Here is a 17210-nt window from a genome sequence, read left to right on the forward strand (position 1 = left end):
ATCGAAAGCCTTATCTCCCTGATTGGCGAATCAAAAACGCCCTCAGCCAGCGGCTTTTACTGCATCGGCAATACGATTCGCCAACGCGATGACCGTCTCTTCGTGTTCACCCTCAACCATAACGCGAATGAGTGGCTCAGTACCGGATTTACGCAGCAATACCCGCCCGCGTCCGGCCAATTCTTTTTCCACATCCTGCGTAATCTGCTGCACGTTTTTGTCTTCAAGCGGATCGTGTTCGCCTGTAAACCGCACATTGACCAGAATCTGTGGAAACAGCTTCATACCGCTGCATAAATCATGCAGGCTCATATGGTTTTTCACTATCGCGGTAAGGACTTGCAAACCGGCAATCACACCGTCGCCCGTCGTGGTTTTATCCAGCAGGATCACATGACCGGAGTTTTCTGCCCCGATGCGCCACCCTTTTGCCTGCATCATTTCTAATACATAGCGGTCGCCCACTTTGGCACGAGCAAACGGGATACCCAGCTGCTTTAACGCCACCTCAAGCCCCATGTTACTCATCAACGTGCCCACTGCGCCGCCACGTAGTTGCCCCTGGCGTAAACCTTCGCGAGCGATGATATACAGGATCTGGTCACCATCAACCTTGTTGCCTAAATGGTCGACCATGATGAGCCGATCGCCATCGCCGTCAAACGCCAGCCCAACGTCCGCTTTTTCAGCCAGTACGCGCGCCTGTAGCTGTCTGACGTCCGTCGCCCCGCATTCTTCATTGATGTTCATCCCATCAGGCTCACAGCCAATGGCGATGACTTTAGCGCCAAGCTCGCGCAATACGCTAGGGGCGATATGATAGGTAGCGCCATTGGCACAATCGACGACAATCTTTAAACCGTTAAGGCTCAGTTCGCTCGGGAACGTTCCCTTACAAAATTCGATGTAGCGTCCAGCAGCGTCAACAATGCGGCTGGCTTTGCCTAATTCAGCAGACTCAACACACGTCAGCGGTTTTTCCAGCTCAGCCTCGATCGCTTCTTCTACGTCATCCGGCAGCTTGGTGCCGTCAATGGAGAAGAATTTAATACCGTTGTCGTAATACGGGTTGTGAGAAGCAGAAATCACGATACCCGCTTCAGCACGGAAAGTACGGGTCAGATAAGCAACCGCAGGCGTCGGCATCGGGCCGGTAAAAGAGGCCGACAAACCCGCAGCTGCCAGTCCGGCTTCCAGCGCAGACTCCAGCATATAGCCAGAAATACGGGTATCTTTGCCGATGATAATCTTACGAGAACCATGCCGCGCGAGAACTTTCCCAGCGGCCCAACCCAGTTTAAGCACAAAATCAGGGGTAATCGGCGTATCGCCAACCTTGCCACGTACGCCATCGGTACCAAAATATTTGCGGTTACTCATCTCGTTTTTATTCCTTCGCAGAAAGGGTGGCCTCAACAATGCGCATGGCATCAGCCGTTTCTTTAACATCGTGCACGCGAATAATCTGTGCTCCCTGCATCGCCGCAATCACTGCGCAGGCGATGCTGCCGTGAACCCGCTGCGCGGGCGGCACATTGAGGATCTGTCCAATCATGGATTTCCTCGACATGCCAACCAGAAGAGGCAGTTCAAAACGATGTAACTCGCTCAGACGAGCCAGAAGCGCATAGTTATGGGCAAGATTCTTACCGAATCCGAACCCAGGATCCAGCAATAGCTTACTTTTCGGAATATTGGCGCTCACACAGCGATCAATCTGCTGCTGCAAGAAATCGCCAATGTCCTGCATCAGGTCATCATAATGCGGTTTGTGCTGCATAGTTCTCGGCATACCCTGCATATGCATCAGGCATACTGGCAAACCTGTTGCCGCCGCCGCTTCCAGAGCTCCGGGCTCTTGCAAAGCGCGAATATCATTAATCAGATGTGCTCCCGCCTGCGCCGATGCTGTCATCACTTCCGGCTTTGAGGTATCGACCGAGATCCATACGTCAAAGCGTTTAGCAATGGCTTCAACTACGGGTACCACACGGTACAACTCTTCTTCCGTGCTCACTTCAGCCGCACCGGGACGCGTCGATTCACCGCCAATATCAATCAGGGTCGCACCAGCGTTAACCATCTCCTGAACGTGCAGTAATGCCGCATCGAGCTTGTTGTGTTTACCACCATCGGAAAAAGAGTCCGGCGTGACGTTAAGAATGCCCATGATGTGTGGGCAGGAAAGATCCAGCGTTGAGTCTCTGGCGACCAGTTGCATGATTTACCTCCGCAGTCTGGTGTAGTTAGCATGAAATGTGGTTCGAAGAACACTCCCAGTAAAAAACCCCAGCCTGAGCTGGGGTTTCGTAAGTTACAGATGTGAATCGCAGGCGGATTATTTGTCGTCCACTTGCTCAGACATCGTATTACCAGGATTAGGCGTCTGCGGCTCATCCACTGGCGTAGGGGCTTTAGGTGTACCGCCACCGTTACCAGAATCGTTGTCAGAACGAGACTCTTCCCAACCTGCTGGCGGACGTACTTCTTTCTTACGTCCCATCAGGTCATCGATCTGCGGCGCATCAATGGTTTCATACTTCATCAACGCATCTTTCATTGAGTGAAGAATATCCATGTTTGCCATCAACAGTTCACGAGCACGCACATAGTTACGTTCAATCAGCGATTTTACTTCCTGATCGATAATACGCGCGGTTTCATCTGACATATGCTTGGCTTTTGCCACGGAACGACCGAGGAATACCTCACCGTCTTCTTCCGCATAGAGCAATGGACCGAGTTTTTCAGAGAAGCCCCACTGCGTCACCATGTTACGAGCAATCGAGGTTGCCACTTTGATGTCGTTGGACGCGCCCGTAGAAACATGTTCCACGCCATAAATAATTTCTTCGGCCAGTCGACCACCGTACAGCGTAGAGATCTGGCTTTCCAGTTTCTGACGGCTGGCGCTGATCGCATCGCCTTCAGGCAGGAAGAATGTCACACCCAGCGCACGACCACGCGGAATGATCGTCACTTTATGAACCGGATCGTGTTCTGGTACCAGGCGACCAATGATGGCGTGTCCCGCTTCATGATACGCCGTCGATTCTTTCTGCTTCTCAGTCATTACCATGGAACGGCGCTCTGCACCCATCATGATTTTGTCTTTCGCTTTCTCGAACTCGACCATCGAAACAACGCGTTTGTTGCCACGAGCGGAGAACAATGCGGCTTCGTTAACCAGGTTAGCCAAATCCGCACCAGAGAAGCCTGGCGTACCACGTGCAATCACTGACGCATCGATATCTGGAGACAGCGGTACGCGGCGCATGTGAACTTTCAGAATCTGCTCACGACCGCGAACATCTGGCAGGCCAACCACAACCTGACGGTCAAAACGACCTGGACGCAGCAACGCTGGGTCAAGAACATCAGGACGGTTGGTTGCGGCGATGACAATAATGCCCTCGTTGCCTTCAAAGCCGTCCATCTCAACCAGCATCTGGTTCAGCGTTTGTTCACGTTCATCGTGACCACCGCCTAAACCTGCGCCACGCTGACGGCCAACGGCGTCGATTTCATCGATAAAGATGATACAAGGTGCGGCTTTCTTCGCCTGTTCGAACATGTCACGGACACGAGAAGCACCGACACCGACAAACATTTCAACGAAGTCAGAACCGGAAATCGTAAAGAAAGGCACTTTCGCTTCACCGGCAATTGCTTTTGCCAGCAGCGTTTTACCGGTTCCCGGTGGGCCGACCATAAGAATACCTTTCGGGATTTTACCGCCCAGTTTCTGGAAACGGCTAGGTTCGCGCAGGTACTCGACCAGTTCGCTAACCTCTTCCTTCGCTTCGTCACAACCCGCTACATCAGCAAACGTCGTCTTGATCTGATCTTCAGTCAGCATGCGCGCTTTGCTCTTGCCGAAGGACATAGCGCCTTTACCGCCGCCGCCTTGCATTTGACGCATGAAGAAGATCCAGACGCCAATCAGTAGCAGCATCGGGAACCAAGAAATAAAGATAGAAGCCAGCAAGCTCGGTTCTTCCGGCGGCTCACCAACGACTTTCACGTTCTTCGTTAGCAGGTTATCCAGTAGCTTGGGGTCATTGACAGGAATGTAAGTCGTGTATCTGTTGCTGTCTTTTTTGATAACACTGATCTCACGCCCGTTAATACGTGCTTCACGGACCTGATCCTGATTCACTTCGGTCAAGAAGGTTGAATAATCCACCCTACGGCCATTCGACTCGCTGGGCCCAAAGCTCTGGAAAACAGACATCAGCACCACTGCGATGACTAACCAGAGAATTAGGTTTTTCGCCATGTCACTCAAGGGATTAACCTCATATTACAACTGTGTTAAAAAACAGCGTTAGGGTACTACAGTTTCCGCCCTGTCGCTACAATATACACTTCACGAGACCGGGCACGTGAGGCGTCTGGTTTACGAATTTTCACTTTCGTAAACAGGGAGCGAATTTCCCGCAGGTATTCATCAAAGCCTTCTCCCTGAAACACTTTCACCAGGAAACTTCCGCCTGGCGCTAATACATCCCGACACATACCAAGTGCTAATTCAACCAGATACATCGACTTCGGAATATCAACGGCTGGTGTACCACTCATGTTAGGGGCCATGTCAGACATCACCACCTGAACTTTGCTATCGCCAACCCTTTCGAGCAAGGCTTTAAGGACCAGTTCATCACGAAAGTCCCCTTGCAGGAAATCGACGCCAACAATCGGATCCATCGGCAAAATATCACACGCGATAATTCGACCATTTCCACCAATTTGCGTGACCACATACTGTGACCAGCCGCCCGGCGCAGCGCCTAAATCCACAACTGTCATACCGGGTTTAAACAGTTTGTCGCTCTGCTGTATTTCGTCAAGTTTAAACCAAGCACGCGAGCGCAGCCCTTTTTTCTGGGCCTGCTGCACATATTTATCGCTAAAGTGTTCCTGCAACCAGCGACTGGAACTTGCAGAACGCTTTTTATTCGCCATCGATTTTCCAACTATTCTCAGTAACACGCTCGTGGTGGGGAGAAACTTCTCACATATTACCAATCAGAACAGTCAAATTGGTTATAATCATGAGATGGCGGTAGAATGACCCGTTTTCAATCCCAACCTAAGTAAAAAAGACAATGAACCTAAGTAATAAACAAAAACAACACCTGAAAGGCTTGGCACATCCGCTAAAACCGGTTGTCATGCTGGGCAATAACGGTCTCACCGAAGGTGTTTTGGCTGAGATCGAACAAGCATTGGCACATCACGAACTGATCAAGATAAAGGTAGCGACAGAAGACCGCGAAACCAAAGCCTTGATTGTTGAAGCGATTGTTCGTGAAACGGGTGCAGCTAACGTTCAGGTTATCGGCCATACGTTGGTGCTCTACCGTCCTGCGAAAGAACGTAAAATTGTGTTACCACGATAACACTTTTTATTTCTGGATACTCGGTTTTAACGGAAAGGTGCCACGCCTCTCGGTTAGAGAAAAGGCCGCAAGCGGCCTTTTTCTTTTCTTTACAATTTTTGCTGTTTTAATCAACAATACGGCAAAGTTTACAGATATTCGACCTTCAGGATCTCATATTCCACGTCGCCGCCCGGCGTACGGATAACCACAACGTCATCTTGCTCTTTGCCGATCAGACCACGCGCGATGGGCGAATTTACCGAGATCAGATTCTGTTTAAAATCTGCTTCGTCATCACCAACAATCCGATAAGTTTGCTCTTCATCGTTATCCAGATTCATCACCGTCACGGTGGAACCAAAAATAACACGCCCGTTCGCAGTCATCTTCGTAACATCGATAACCTGTGCGTTAGATAATTTAGCTTCAATGTCTTGAATACGTCCTTCACAGAAGCCCTGCTGCTCGCGTGCGGCATGATATTCTGCATTCTCTTTCAGATCGCCGTGCTCACGCGCTTCGGCAATCGCCGCAATAATTTCAGGTCGACGCACAGATTTCAGGTGGTCAAGCTCTTCGCGCAATTTTTCAGCGCCACGCAACGTCATCGGAAATTGTTTCATATTGTCTATACCTCTAAAAAAGTCCGTAAGACTCAAATAATCGTCATCCTGACGCGCTAAAAATCAAAGGCGACGGAGTCTCTGCAACGTGCCAGTCCTCACTGGACATAAAACAAAAGCAACCAGCCCCGGAACAAAATTTCCAGGCTAGCAGCGGTTTTGCATTTTGATACGTATTTTACCCCAGAGTTCAATGAGGGTCATCGTTTACTTTAGACCTTGTTGCGCCGTAGTATGACCACACGTTACCCCGTTATTAGCTGAGATTATGCGTTTTTCATCGATTGTTACCGGACTTGCCTGCGCTTTTGTTCTGCATGCCAATGCAGCTTCTGTTGAGGATCATCGCCAATATTTACCAGACGGTGCCAATTTGGCGCTATTGGTACAAAAAGTTGGCGCAACAACACCCAGTATGGCCTTCAATAGCCAGCAAATGGCGCTTCCAGCCAGTACGCAAAAGGTGATAACCGCATTAGCTGCATTACTGCAATTAGGTCCAGATTATCGGTTCATCACCACGATGGAAAGCCACGGACCTGTTACCAGCGGTATTCTGAACGGTAATCTCATCGTACGATTTAGCGGCGATCCTACGCTTAAGCGCCAGCAAATACGGAATATGGTGCAGGAATTAAGAAAGCGCGGGATACAGGAAATCTCGGGGGATGTTCTGATCGACACCTCAGTGTTCGCCAGCCACGATAAAGCGCCGGGCTGGCCCTGGAACGATATGACACAGTGCTTCAGCGCCCCGCCGGGTGCCGCGATTGTCGATCGCAACTGCTTCTCCGTCTCACTCTACAGTGCACCTAAAGCGGGTGATAATGCGTTTATCCGCGTTGCATCCTATTATCCGGTGCAAATGTTCAGCGAAGTCCGCACGCTGGCTAAAGGTTCAGCCGATGCCCAATACTGCGAATTGGATGTAGTCCCCGGGGAATTAAATCGCTTTACGCTTACCGGCTGTCTGGTTCAGCGTACAGAACCGCTTCCGCTGGCGTTCGCGATTCAGGATGGAGCCAGTTATGCCGGTGCTATCGTTAAAGATGAGCTACAGCAGGCTGATATCCGTATTAAAGGCAGCCTTCGTCGCCAGACGCAGCCTGGTCCGGCAGGAAGCGTACTGGCTCAGACACAATCAGCGCCGTTGCACGACCTGCTCACTATCATGTTGAAAAAATCAGACAATATGATTGCCGATACGGTCTTTCGTACTATTGGGCATGAGCGTTTTAGCGTGCCGGGTACGTGGCGCGCTGGTGCAGATGCCGTGCGACAAATTCTGCGTCAGAAGGCGGGTGTGGATTTAGGAAACAGCATTGTTGTCGATGGTTCAGGCCTGTCGCGCCATAACCTGATTTCACCGGAAACGATGATGCAGGTCTTGCAGTACATCGCACAGCACGATAATGAACTGAATTACATCACGATGCTTCCGCTTTCCGGCTATGACGGCACGCTGCGTTATCGTGGCGGCCTGCATGAAGCTGGCGTGGATGGCAAGGTTTCGGCTAAAACCGGGGCATTGCAGGGCGTATACAATCTGGCAGGCTTCATTACTACCGCGAGCGGCCAGCGTATGGCATTCGTCCAGTTCCTGTCTGGCTATGCCGTGCCGCCAGAAGACCAGCGCGCACGTCGCGTCCCTCTGGTGAGATTTGAAAGCCGTCTCTATAAAGATATTTATCAGAGCAATTAAAAGAACAACGCGGGCTTACCCTGATAGGATAAGCCCGCGTATGTAAGACCTGACTAACAGAAGAACGAATTACTTTTGATAGATGATCTCAACACCTTCATCATCTTCATCGTCCCAGTCATCATCCCACTCTTCTTCGGCTTCTTTTTCTATTTCAGCCAGCTGTTCGCGGTGATAATCATCCCACATGAACTCAACTTTTTCCGGTGCGCTTTCGGCAATTGCCGTTACTTTCGGATTGGCTTTCAGGAAGTTCATCACATCCCAGCAAAGTGGGTTGACGCCTTCACGGTTCGCTGCAGAGATCAGATAGTATTTATCATCCCAGCCAAGCGCAGCCGCAATCTCTTTGGCACGTTTTTCCGCTTCAGCCTTATCGATCAAATCAACCTTGTTGAAAACCAGCCAACGCGGTTTTTCTGCCAAACCCGCGCCATACTGCTCTAACTCGTTGATAATGATTTTGGCATTTTCAATTGGATCTGACTCATCAATCGGTGCTAAATCAACCAGATGCAACAGAACACGGCAGCGTTCAAGGTGTTTCAGGAAGCGAATCCCTAACCCAGCGCCTTCAGATGCGCCTTCAATCAAACCAGGGATATCCGCCACAACGAAACTCTGCTCGCTATCCATACGGACAACACCAAGGCTCGGCACCAGCGTGGTAAACGGATAATCCGCTACTTTCGGCTTTGCTGCTGATACTGCGCGGATAAAGGTCGATTTACCTGCGTTAGGCAGGCCAAGCATACCCACGTCAGCCAGCAACAGCAGTTCCAGCGTCAGCTCACGCTCTTCGCCTTTCGTACCGCTGGTCTTCTGACGAGGAGCACGGTTGACGGACGATTTAAAACGCGTGTTACCTAAACCATGCCAGCCGCCTTTCGCCACCATCAGGCTCTGCTGATGGCGGGTCATATCGCCCAGCACTTCGCCGGTTCCCTGATCCAGAACACGGGTACCGACAGGCACTTTAATCGTAATATCTTTGCCGCGTTTACCCGTACAGTCACGACTTTGCCCGTTTTGTCCACGCTCAGCGCGGAAGGATTTTTCAAAACGATAGTCGATCAGCGTGTTCAGGTTTTCGTCTGCCAGCAGATAAACGTCACCGCCATCGCCGCCGTCACCACCGTCCGGACCGCCGTTGGGAATATATTTTTCACGGCGAAAGCTGACACAACCGTTACCGCCATCGCCTGCCACAACGAGAATTGTGGCTTCATCTACAAACTTCATTGATTCTCTCCGCAAAAAACCAATAGAGAATATCTACGTGTTTTAGGCTTGTTATTGGTTCTTCTTGGCGTAACTTTTTGATTTTACGGCATGTAGCGTATTTCTACTCACCATTAAAAAACTGACGCACCAGAACGCATTCCAGCAAAGGAGCGGATTGTACCTGCCTGCTCCAATAATTTCATCTGTATTAAAAATAAACAACACATGCAGAATGTCAAAAGGCGGCCGTGACCGCTGCAATACGCTTTCTTTTAGGCTACTTCTGCACCATCAATGGCGGAACGGGTTCTTTCTTGCCGGGTAAGAGGCGATGCCCGATAGCGGAAAACATAGCGCCCGCAACAACGACAAAAGCTCCCACATAACCGACCCAATTCAGTACTGGCGCAGCAAAGAAAGTCGGCCATCCTAATGCCAATAGATCGGAAAACAACAGCGTAAACAACGGCGTCAACGTAATGACCGCACTCACCTGTGATGCCTGCCAGCGAGCCATTGCCTCCGCCAGTGCGCCATAGCCAATCAAGGTATTCGCACCGCAAAATAGCAGGCAAATAAGCTGCCAGTTGCTCAGTTGAAAAATAACCTCAAGCTTGGCAAAAGGCGTGATAAAGACGACGCACAGCACATATAACAGAAACAGAATCTGCTGCGATGTCAGGCGTCGCAATAGAACTTTCTGCGCTACACCATAGGATACCCATACTGCCGAGGCACAAACACCCAGCAACACGCCCAGCGTGTAGTCAGTCAGTCGGGTAAAAATCTCAATCAGGCTGGTATTAAAGAACAGGATCAGACCGCAAATCAGCATGATCGCACCAATGACCTGCGTGCCGCGCATCTTTTCCTTTAGGATAAGAACGCTGGCGAACATCATGCCTACGGGGGAAAGTTGCCCGATAACCTGAGACGCTGTCGGGCTCAGATATTGCAGAGACGAGCTAAAGAAAACAAAGTTACCCAGCAGTCCAGCGGTCGCAATCAGTAGCAGAACCCACCAACGCCGATGCCGGAAAATCCGCATTGGCGGCAATGTCTTACGGGATGACAGAATAATGCCGAGTCCAATCGACGCGATAAAAAAGCGATACCAAACAATCGTATAAGGTTCCATCACTACCAGAACCTGTTTCATGGCTATCGGTAACGCCCCCCAGCAAACAGCCGTAGTCAGCGCCAGACACAGACCGATACCCGTCTGTTGTTTAGTATTCATGCTTATCCAGATGATTTACTCAGAATCAGAATGTAAAAAGCCCCGCAAAGAATTGCGGGGCTTAAATCCGTAAGACCTAACGCGAAAAATTATTCAGCAACGATGCTGATAAATTTACGGTTTTTCGGGCCTTTAACTTCAAACTGAACTTTACCATCAGTCAAAGCAAACAGAGTATGGTCTTTCCCGCAGCCAACGTTAGTTCCTGCGTGGAATTTAGTACCACGTTGACGAACGATGATGTTGCCAGCCAGAACACTTTCGCCGCCAAAACGTTTTACGCCAAGACGTTGTGCGTTAGAGTCACGACCGTTACGGGTTGAACCGCCAGCTTTCTTGTGTGCCATTTAATCCGCTCTCCTAATCTTAAGCGCTGATGCCGGTAATTTTCACGTCAGTGAACCACTGACGGTGGCCTGCTTGCTTACGGTAGTGTTTACGGCGACGGAACTTAACGATCTTCACCTTTTCGCCACGACCATGAGCAACAACTTCAGCTTTGATTTTACCGCCATCGACGAAAGGAACGCCGATTTTGATTTCTTCACCGTTGGCAACCATCAGAACTTGGTCAAACTCAACGGCTTCACCAGTTGCGATGTCCAGCTTTTCCAAGCGAACGGTTTGACCTTCGCTTACTCGGTGTTGTTTACCACCACTTTGGAAAACTGCGTACATATAAAACTCCGCTTTCCGCGCACCCGTTAATAGGTTTCAGAGCGCGCTATAAATATTCATAATAGGGCGCGAATTCTACGCAAAAATACTGAGGATGACAAGTGCATAATCAACGGATGTGAAGAAAAAGAATACAACGTATCAACTGCCGTTTATCTCTCTCATTTTTCAAGTACAATCGGCGCAATAAGTTCCGTCTTGCCGATATGCAACAGCAATCTTACGGCAGTGTTGAAGACATACGTTGGCACAAACCATGAATCTAGAACAAATTACAGCATTGACTGCACAGGATATGGCGGCTGTTAATAACGTCATTCTTGAACAGCTGAATTCCGACGTCGTTTTGATAAACCAGCTTGGACATTACATCATCAGCGGTGGTGGAAAACGTATACGCCCGATGATTGCTGTGCTTGCAGCCAGAGCCCTCGACTATAACGGTGATAAGCATGTCACTGTCGCCGCACTGATCGAATTTATCCACACCGCAACGCTGCTACATGATGATGTGGTAGACGAGTCCGACATGCGCCGGGGTAAAGCGACAGCAAATGCCGCCTTTGGCAACGCAGCGAGCGTGTTGGTTGGAGATTTCATCTATACCCGCGCCTTCCAGATGATGACCAGCCTCGAATCGTTACGTGTGCTGGCGCTGATGTCAGAAGCGGTGAACGTGATTGCTGAAGGCGAAGTCTTGCAGTTAATGAACTGCAACGACCCGGATATCACTGAAGAAAGCTATATGCGCGTCATTTACAGTAAAACGGCGCGTTTATTTGAAGCCGCCGCGCAATCTTCATCCATCCTTGCTGGTGCGACGCCAGAGCAAGAAAAAGCACTTCAGGACTATGGCCGCTACCTGGGCACCGCGTTCCAGTTAATTGACGATCTACTCGACTACAGCGCAGACGGCAAAACGCTGGGTAAAAACACGGGCGATGACCTCAATGAAGGCAAGCCAACGCTGCCGTTACTGCATGCTATGCGTCATGGAAATGCAGAACAGAGCTCGCTGATTCGCAAGGCCATTGAAGAAGGAAACGGGCGTCATCTGCTGGAACCGGTTCTTTCCGCCATGCAGCAATGCGGTTCACTTGATTATACGCGTCAGCGTGCCGAAGAAGAGGCAGATAAGGCAATTAGCGCACTACAGCAACTGCCGGAAACACCATACCGTATGGCGCTCGAAGGCCTTGCCCATTTAGCCGTACAGCGCGATTTCTAACGTAGTGTAAGGTTCTTACCTGATAAGATCGTTGATTCATAAGTAGCGCTGCCTTGCAGCGCTACTCGTTCGCCAGACTTAAGCAGTCTGGTCGATTGTGACATCATCCAGCCGAGACAACATCGCTATTGTCCCTTCACGCAAGATGAAATTAATCAGCCGGGTTCGTTCATCAACGGAAAGTTGATGGAAAATATGCACCCACGATGACAGCAGGGTCGGCTCATTATCGATACGATAATATTCGGTTGGCGGATTCTCCTTTACTAGTAGAGAGTTCCTGACCTCGTTCGGCAAACTGCGAATAGAATATTCGACACCGCGCCCTTGAACCCCTTTCCGCCTGCGCTTTTCCCAACCGTCGTCTCGCGCCCGCTTGTTCAACCCCTGCGGCGACTTAGGCAATCCACCTACGCCAACCAGCTCACTTGTTGCAAACCATTCTTTGTCCATACTCGTCACTCCCTTGTTTGTTTTGAACAGGCATTACGTCAACTCGCCCAAAAGTTTCCATATAATAGACTATAATTACCTAAACCGCTAACTTTTACGCGTTATCGACACACCTAAGTAATAAAGAAATGATTAAATCCAACGCGATGCCGAAACATCGCGGCCAGAAGCAATACGGTAAAGCGAAAGAAAATGCAGGTTATTTTTTAACACCAACGTCAGCAATCTAAGAGTTCACCCTCGGTAGCTCAGTCAATTTCCATTGATGAGATTGGCTCCTCATCCGATGGCGTAATACCCAACTGGCTCAGCGTGGAGGACACCCCGACTCGCAGAATATAAGCGATTAGATCATCTCTTTCTTTTTCAGATAGTTGCTGGTAAATCTGCATCCATACGGCCAGCGCCGCAGGCTGTTTCGCCGAGTAGGCGGAAGGCTCGATTTCGAGTAATAGGGATTTCTTTACCGTATCCGGCAAGCTGTGAATTGAGTACTCCACTCCTCTTCCCTGGACGCCTTTACGGCGACGTTTCTCCCATCCATCCTCGCGGGCGCGCTTATTTAATCCTTGTCTTGATTTCGGAAGGCCGCCGACTCCAACCAATTCGCTGGTAGCAAACCACTCTTTTTTCATTGCCTTTCATCCTGATAGTGCCATCCCTAACAAAAACGCGCTTATTTGGAAATTAATTGAGAATTTTAAGGAAAATTAATGCTATATTATTTCCAAATAATAATGTCATGTTAGTTCGGCATATAACTAACATCCGTTATTTATACCACTAATCGACAGTCGTCTTATAGCAAATAAGGGAAGGATTATGATTTTAAGGAAACAAGACTGGCATCCCGCTGATATCATTGCTGCACTGCGCAAGAAAAACACGACGCTGGCGGCGGTATCGCGAGCGGCCGGATTAAGCTCATCGACGTTAGCCAATGCGCTCTCACGCCCTTGGCCCAAGGGGGAATGGCTTATTGCCGATGCGCTGGGTATTCACCCCTCAGAGATTTGGCCCAGCCGGTACTACAACCCAGAAACCAATGAGCTTATCGACAGAAAAAGACTCATCCGTCCCGATTAAAAAAGAAAAGCCGGAGATATCAATCTCCGGCTTTTTATTCAACGTCACGTATTACAAGAATCTCAATGATTAATTCTTGATAAACGTCTCGCCTAGCTCAATATCCTGCTTCAGCGTATCCAGCATGCTGTTAAGCGCATTTTGCTCAAAAGCGCTTAATGTGCCGATGTCTTTACGCTCGGCAACGCCGTCTTTGCCTAACAGAATCGGTTGAGCGAAGAAGCGAGCATATTTGCCATCACTTTCAACGTATGCACATTCCACCACACCGCTTTCGCCTTGCAGCGCACGAACCAGAGACAGACCAAAACGAGCCGCAGCCTGACCCATCGACAACGTAGCCGATCCGCCACCGGCTTTGGCTTCAACAACTTCGGTGCCCGCATTCTGGATACGCTTGGTCAGATCGGCCACTTCCTGCTCGCTGAAGCTGATACCAGGAACCTGAGACAGCAGAGGCAGGATCGTCACACCAGAGTGTCCGCCGATAACAGGCACATTAATATCCTGCGGCTGCTTGCCTTTCAGTTCAGCAACAAACGTGTTGGAACGGATGATATCCAGCGTGGTGACGCCGAACAGTTTGTTTTTGTCGTATACGCCCGCTTTTTTCAGCACTTCGGCTGCAATGGCAACGGTCGTATTCACCGGGTTGGTGATGATACCGATACAGGCTTTCGGGCAAGTAACCGCAATTTGCTCAACCAGATTACGCACAATGCCAGCATTGACATTGAACAGATCGGAACGATCCATACCAGGTTTACGTGCCACACCTGCGGAGATCAGCACGATATCTGCACCAACAAGCGCTGGTTTAGCATCTTCACCGCTATAGCCTTTGATCTTCACTGCTGTAGGAATGTGGCTCAGATCGACGGCAACACCCGGCGTTACTGGGGCGATATCGTAAAGGGATAGTTCTGAACCTGAAGGAAGCTGGGTTTTGAGGAGGAGTGCGAGTGCCTGACCGATACCACCTGCTGCTCCGAGAACTGCAACTTTCATCCTAAACTCCTTATTATCATAAAATAAAAAAGTGCCGTGAATTCATTTGGTTATAAACAGAATATAAAAATGGGGATACGAGCAACCTACTTATCTTTCTACAAATGACATGAGAGACAAAAAAATACGCTATGTCTCTAATAATAAATCAAAAACAACCATTCGTTTGAAAGGTAAGTAAAGTTAATAAGCTATTGAGCTATAACGCGGTGTTCATTCACGTGCGATTAACCTGTGCGCTACATTACACCGATCGATGGCGTCCAAACAACATCATTCTGATAACATTTGATTTACTTTTATGTGACGCAGGACGCATTTTTCGGACTACCCGAGAGTCGATTTTTTTTGAAAACAGCGACTAACGCATATCTGATGAAAGGGACTGGAATTATACGCGACTTAATTGCATAAAAATTCACACAACTGCATAATAGGAAGATTAACCATAACAATTAATCCGGTGCAGAATGCGAAATTCGACAAAACAAGAAGACCTCGTTAAAGCGTTCAAAGCGCTGTTAAAGGAAGAGAAGTTCAGTTCTCAAAGTGAAATTGTTCAGGCATTGCAAGACGAAGGATTTGAAAATATCAACCAATCCAAAGTGTCACGCATGCTAACGAAATTTGGTGCCGTACGCACGCGCAATGCCAAAATGGAGATGGTGTATTGTCTCCCTGCTGAGCTTGGCGTCCCGACGACGTCCAGCCCGCTGAAGAACCTTGTGCTGGACGTAGATTACAATGATGCCGTTGTTGTGATCCATACCAGCCCTGGGGCCGCGCAGCTCATTGCTCGCCTGCTGGACTCACTTGGTAAGTCGGAAGGTATTCTCGGCACCATCGCAGGGGATGACACCATCTTTACTACCCCGGCAAGAGGCTTCAGCGTCAAACAGCTTTACGAAGCTATTCTGGTGCTATTCGAACAAGAGCTGTAACCCGCTCGTCCGCTACCGCTTTTTGTCATTCGTTCTTTGCTACGTATTTTTTACTACGTTTTCCGCTACGTGTAGACCCGCTACACGTAGCGACTATTGCGTTTAACGCCTCACACAGCAGGCAATTCAGCCAATGGCCAACGTGGCCGAACGGATACGCCCAGCGTCTGGCTCGCGCCATGAACCAGACGTACACTGCCCGCATAAGCAATCATCGCGCCGTTATCTGTGCAGAATTCGGGGCGTGCATAAAACACTTCACCACCGCGTTTCGCCATCACTTCACCTAAGCGCTGGCGCAACGTCCGGTTTGCACTCACGCCCCCCGCCATGACTAGTCGTTTAAAGCCCGTCTCATCCAGCGCGCGACGACATTTTATCGCCAGCGTATCTACAACGGCATCTTCAAAGGCACGTGCAATATCGGCACGCGTTTGATCGTCATCGCCGTTGCTACGAATCGTATTAGCCGCAAACGTTTTTAGCCCAGAGAAGCTGAAATCCAGCCCCGGCCGATCAGTCATCGGGCGCGGAAACGTGAAGCGTTGGGAATCCCCAGCCTGCGCCATTTTCGATAGCATTGGGCCACCGGGATAATCTAATCCCAGCAATTTCGCCGTTTTATCAAACGCCTCACCCGCCGCGTCATCAATCGACTCGCCCAGCAGGCGATATTCACCAATGCCCGTCACGCTGATGAGCTGCGTATGACCACCAGAAACCAGCAGCGCCACGAAGGGAAACGCTGGCGGGTTATCTTCCAACATTGGTGCCAGCAAATGCCCTTCCATATGATGCACAGGAATCGCCGGCACACCCCAAGCGAATGCCAATGACCTACCAATCGTCGCGCCCACCAATAGTGCGCCGACCAAACCTGGGCCAGCGGTGTAAGCCACGCCATCGATATCGTCAGCCTGTAGCCCAGCTTCGCGCAGCGCCGCCTGAATTAACGGAACCGTTTTACGCACGTGATCGCGTGAGGCGAGCTCAGGCACTACGCCGCCGTAATCAGCATGTAATTTGACCTGACTGTATAACTGATTAGCGAGCAAACCGGTCTCTGTGTCATAAATGGCCACGCCGGTTTCATCACAGGATGTTTCGATACCCAATACGCGCATTGCTGTTCCTACTTTGATGACGATACAAGCGCCCGTTGAATGCCGCTTGCTTCAAACTGTGGATAGTCTACCATAAGCGACCTGATTTCTGCTCTGGCCGCGGTTGGGTGTTTTATGATCACCGCAATGCTTTACAAAGGCGTCACGTTTGCAGTAGAATTCCGCACCATTTTGAAAAGGCTGGCACAAGGCCAGCGGCAAACCGAATTTATTGAGGTGAGAGGCACATGCCGGTAATTAAAGTACGTGAAAACGAGCCGTTCGACGTAGCTCTGCGTCGCTTCAAACGTTCCTGTGAAAAAGCAGGCGTTCTGGCTGAAGTTCGTCGTCGTGAGTTTTATGAAAAACCAACGACCGAACGTAAGCGCGCTAAAGCTTCTGCAGTGAAACGTCACGCGAAGAAATTGGCTCGAGAAAACGCACGCCGCACTCGTCTGTATTAATTTTCAGGAGGGTTTCCCTCCAACGCGTGATTAATCCGCAGACTTAGCAGTTGCATACGTAAGGCCGTGCTTTCCG

19 protein-coding genes are annotated in these 17210 nt (G+C 49.8%); 6 read left to right on the forward strand and 13 right to left on the reverse strand.

All coding sequences use genetic code 11. The annotated features are described in order from the left end of the window. Positions 1-42: 42 nt before the first annotated feature. The 4 genes from glmM to rlmE all read right to left on the reverse strand — a co-directional run bounded on the left by glmM (position 43) and on the right by rlmE (position 4965). Entirely contained in the window at positions 43-1380 is a 1338-nt protein-coding gene (gene glmM / locus ACIPUG_RS09325) for a phosphoglucosamine mutase (protein WP_010302570.1), read from the reverse strand. Positions 1381-1387: 7 nt separating this feature from the next. Beyond that, positions 1388-2221: a dihydropteroate synthase gene (gene folP, locus ACIPUG_RS09330; protein ID WP_104212551.1), complete on the reverse strand. Its 834-nt coding sequence runs from the start codon at positions 2219-2221 to the stop codon at positions 1388-1390. A gap of 117 nt (positions 2222-2338) precedes the next feature. Then, positions 2339-4279 (reverse strand): ATP-dependent zinc metalloprotease FtsH, encoded by a 1941-nt coding sequence (gene ftsH / locus ACIPUG_RS09335; protein ID WP_010283045.1) that lies wholly within the window; start codon positions 4277-4279, stop codon positions 2339-2341. Positions 4280-4335: 56 nt separating this feature from the next. After that, a complete protein-coding gene (gene rlmE / locus ACIPUG_RS09340) occupies positions 4336-4965 on the reverse strand; it encodes a 23S rRNA (uridine(2552)-2'-O)-methyltransferase RlmE (protein WP_012773268.1) in 630 nt (209 codons plus the stop codon). A 143-nt stretch (positions 4966-5108) separates the two neighbouring features. On the opposite strand from rlmE, the gene yhbY reads away from it, so the two are divergent. Continuing rightward, a complete protein-coding gene (yhbY, locus tag ACIPUG_RS09345; RefSeq protein WP_010283039.1) occupies positions 5109-5402 on the forward strand; it encodes a ribosome assembly RNA-binding protein YhbY in 294 nt (97 codons plus the stop codon). Positions 5403-5530: 128 nt separating this feature from the next. Here yhbY and greA read toward each other — a convergent pair whose 3' ends face one another. After that, on the reverse strand, positions 5531-6007 hold the full coding sequence (gene greA, locus ACIPUG_RS09350; RefSeq protein ID WP_010283037.1) for a transcription elongation factor GreA: 477 nt from the start codon (positions 6005-6007) through the stop codon (positions 5531-5533). 268 nt (positions 6008-6275) lie between these two features. Here greA and dacB point away from each other — a divergent pair, with 268 nt between their 5' ends. Further along, complete coding sequence (dacB, locus tag ACIPUG_RS09355; protein WP_039282286.1) at positions 6276-7709, forward strand: serine-type D-Ala-D-Ala carboxypeptidase; 1434 nt, start codon at positions 6276-6278, stop codon at positions 7707-7709. 69 nt (positions 7710-7778) lie between these two features. Here the strand turns inward: dacB and cgtA are convergent, their stop codons facing one another. From cgtA to rplU, 4 genes are all read right to left on the reverse strand, one after another. Next, the gene (gene cgtA / locus ACIPUG_RS09360) at positions 7779-8951 is read right to left on the reverse strand and encodes an Obg family GTPase CgtA (protein ID WP_039282291.1); all 1173 of its coding nucleotides are present in this window, start codon (positions 8949-8951) and stop codon (positions 7779-7781) included. A gap of 259 nt (positions 8952-9210) precedes the next feature. After that, complete coding sequence (locus ACIPUG_RS09365; protein WP_039515145.1) at positions 9211-10173, reverse strand: DMT family transporter; 963 nt, start codon at positions 10171-10173, stop codon at positions 9211-9213. Positions 10174-10262: 89 nt separating this feature from the next. Further along, positions 10263-10520 (reverse strand): 50S ribosomal protein L27, encoded by a 258-nt coding sequence (gene rpmA / locus ACIPUG_RS09370; RefSeq protein WP_005971498.1) that lies wholly within the window; start codon positions 10518-10520, stop codon positions 10263-10265. Between the two features lie 19 nt (positions 10521-10539). Continuing rightward, positions 10540-10851: a 50S ribosomal protein L21 gene (gene rplU / locus ACIPUG_RS09375; RefSeq protein ID WP_010283026.1), complete on the reverse strand. Its 312-nt coding sequence runs from the start codon at positions 10849-10851 to the stop codon at positions 10540-10542. 256 nt (positions 10852-11107) lie between these two features. Between rplU and ispB the strand changes: the two genes are divergently transcribed. Further along, positions 11108-12079 carry an octaprenyl diphosphate synthase gene (gene ispB, locus ACIPUG_RS09380; RefSeq protein ID WP_010283025.1) on the forward strand — a complete coding sequence of 324 codons (972 nt, stop codon included), beginning with the start codon at positions 11108-11110 and terminating at the stop codon, positions 12077-12079. 78 nt (positions 12080-12157) lie between these two features. Here the strand turns inward: ispB and ACIPUG_RS09385 are convergent, their stop codons facing one another. Both ACIPUG_RS09385 and ACIPUG_RS09390 read right to left on the reverse strand, forming a co-directional pair. Further along, positions 12158-12532: a DNA-binding protein gene (locus ACIPUG_RS09385; RefSeq protein ID WP_010283015.1), complete on the reverse strand. Its 375-nt coding sequence runs from the start codon at positions 12530-12532 to the stop codon at positions 12158-12160. 248 nt (positions 12533-12780) lie between these two features. After that, positions 12781-13167 (reverse strand): DNA-binding protein, encoded by a 387-nt coding sequence (locus ACIPUG_RS09390; RefSeq protein ID WP_039282295.1) that lies wholly within the window; start codon positions 13165-13167, stop codon positions 12781-12783. 187 nt (positions 13168-13354) lie between these two features. Here ACIPUG_RS09390 and ACIPUG_RS09395 point away from each other — a divergent pair, with 187 nt between their 5' ends. After that, complete coding sequence (locus ACIPUG_RS09395) at positions 13355-13618, forward strand: helix-turn-helix transcriptional regulator (protein WP_010283012.1); 264 nt, start codon at positions 13355-13357, stop codon at positions 13616-13618. 69 nt (positions 13619-13687) lie between these two features. Here the strand turns inward: ACIPUG_RS09395 and mdh are convergent, their stop codons facing one another. Further along, complete coding sequence (gene mdh / locus ACIPUG_RS09400) at positions 13688-14626, reverse strand: malate dehydrogenase (RefSeq protein WP_014914106.1); 939 nt, start codon at positions 14624-14626, stop codon at positions 13688-13690. A 470-nt stretch (positions 14627-15096) separates the two neighbouring features. Here mdh and argR point away from each other — a divergent pair, with 470 nt between their 5' ends. Then, a complete protein-coding gene (gene argR / locus ACIPUG_RS09405) occupies positions 15097-15567 on the forward strand; it encodes a transcriptional regulator ArgR (protein ID WP_010283010.1) in 471 nt (156 codons plus the stop codon). Positions 15568-15677: 110 nt separating this feature from the next. Here argR and tsaD read toward each other — a convergent pair whose 3' ends face one another. Next, on the reverse strand, positions 15678-16691 hold the full coding sequence (gene tsaD, locus ACIPUG_RS09410; protein WP_039274184.1) for a tRNA (adenosine(37)-N6)-threonylcarbamoyltransferase complex transferase subunit TsaD: 1014 nt from the start codon (positions 16689-16691) through the stop codon (positions 15678-15680). 227 nt (positions 16692-16918) lie between these two features. Between tsaD and rpsU the strand changes: the two genes are divergently transcribed. Continuing rightward, entirely contained in the window at positions 16919-17134 is a 216-nt protein-coding gene (gene rpsU, locus ACIPUG_RS09415; RefSeq protein ID WP_001144069.1) for a 30S ribosomal protein S21, read from the forward strand. Positions 17135-17210 lie beyond the last annotated feature (76 nt).

The sequence above is a fragment of the Pectobacterium sp. CHL-2024 genome, assembly GCF_044751765.1.
Lineage (GTDB): Bacteria > Pseudomonadota > Gammaproteobacteria > Enterobacterales > Enterobacteriaceae > Pectobacterium > Pectobacterium brasiliense.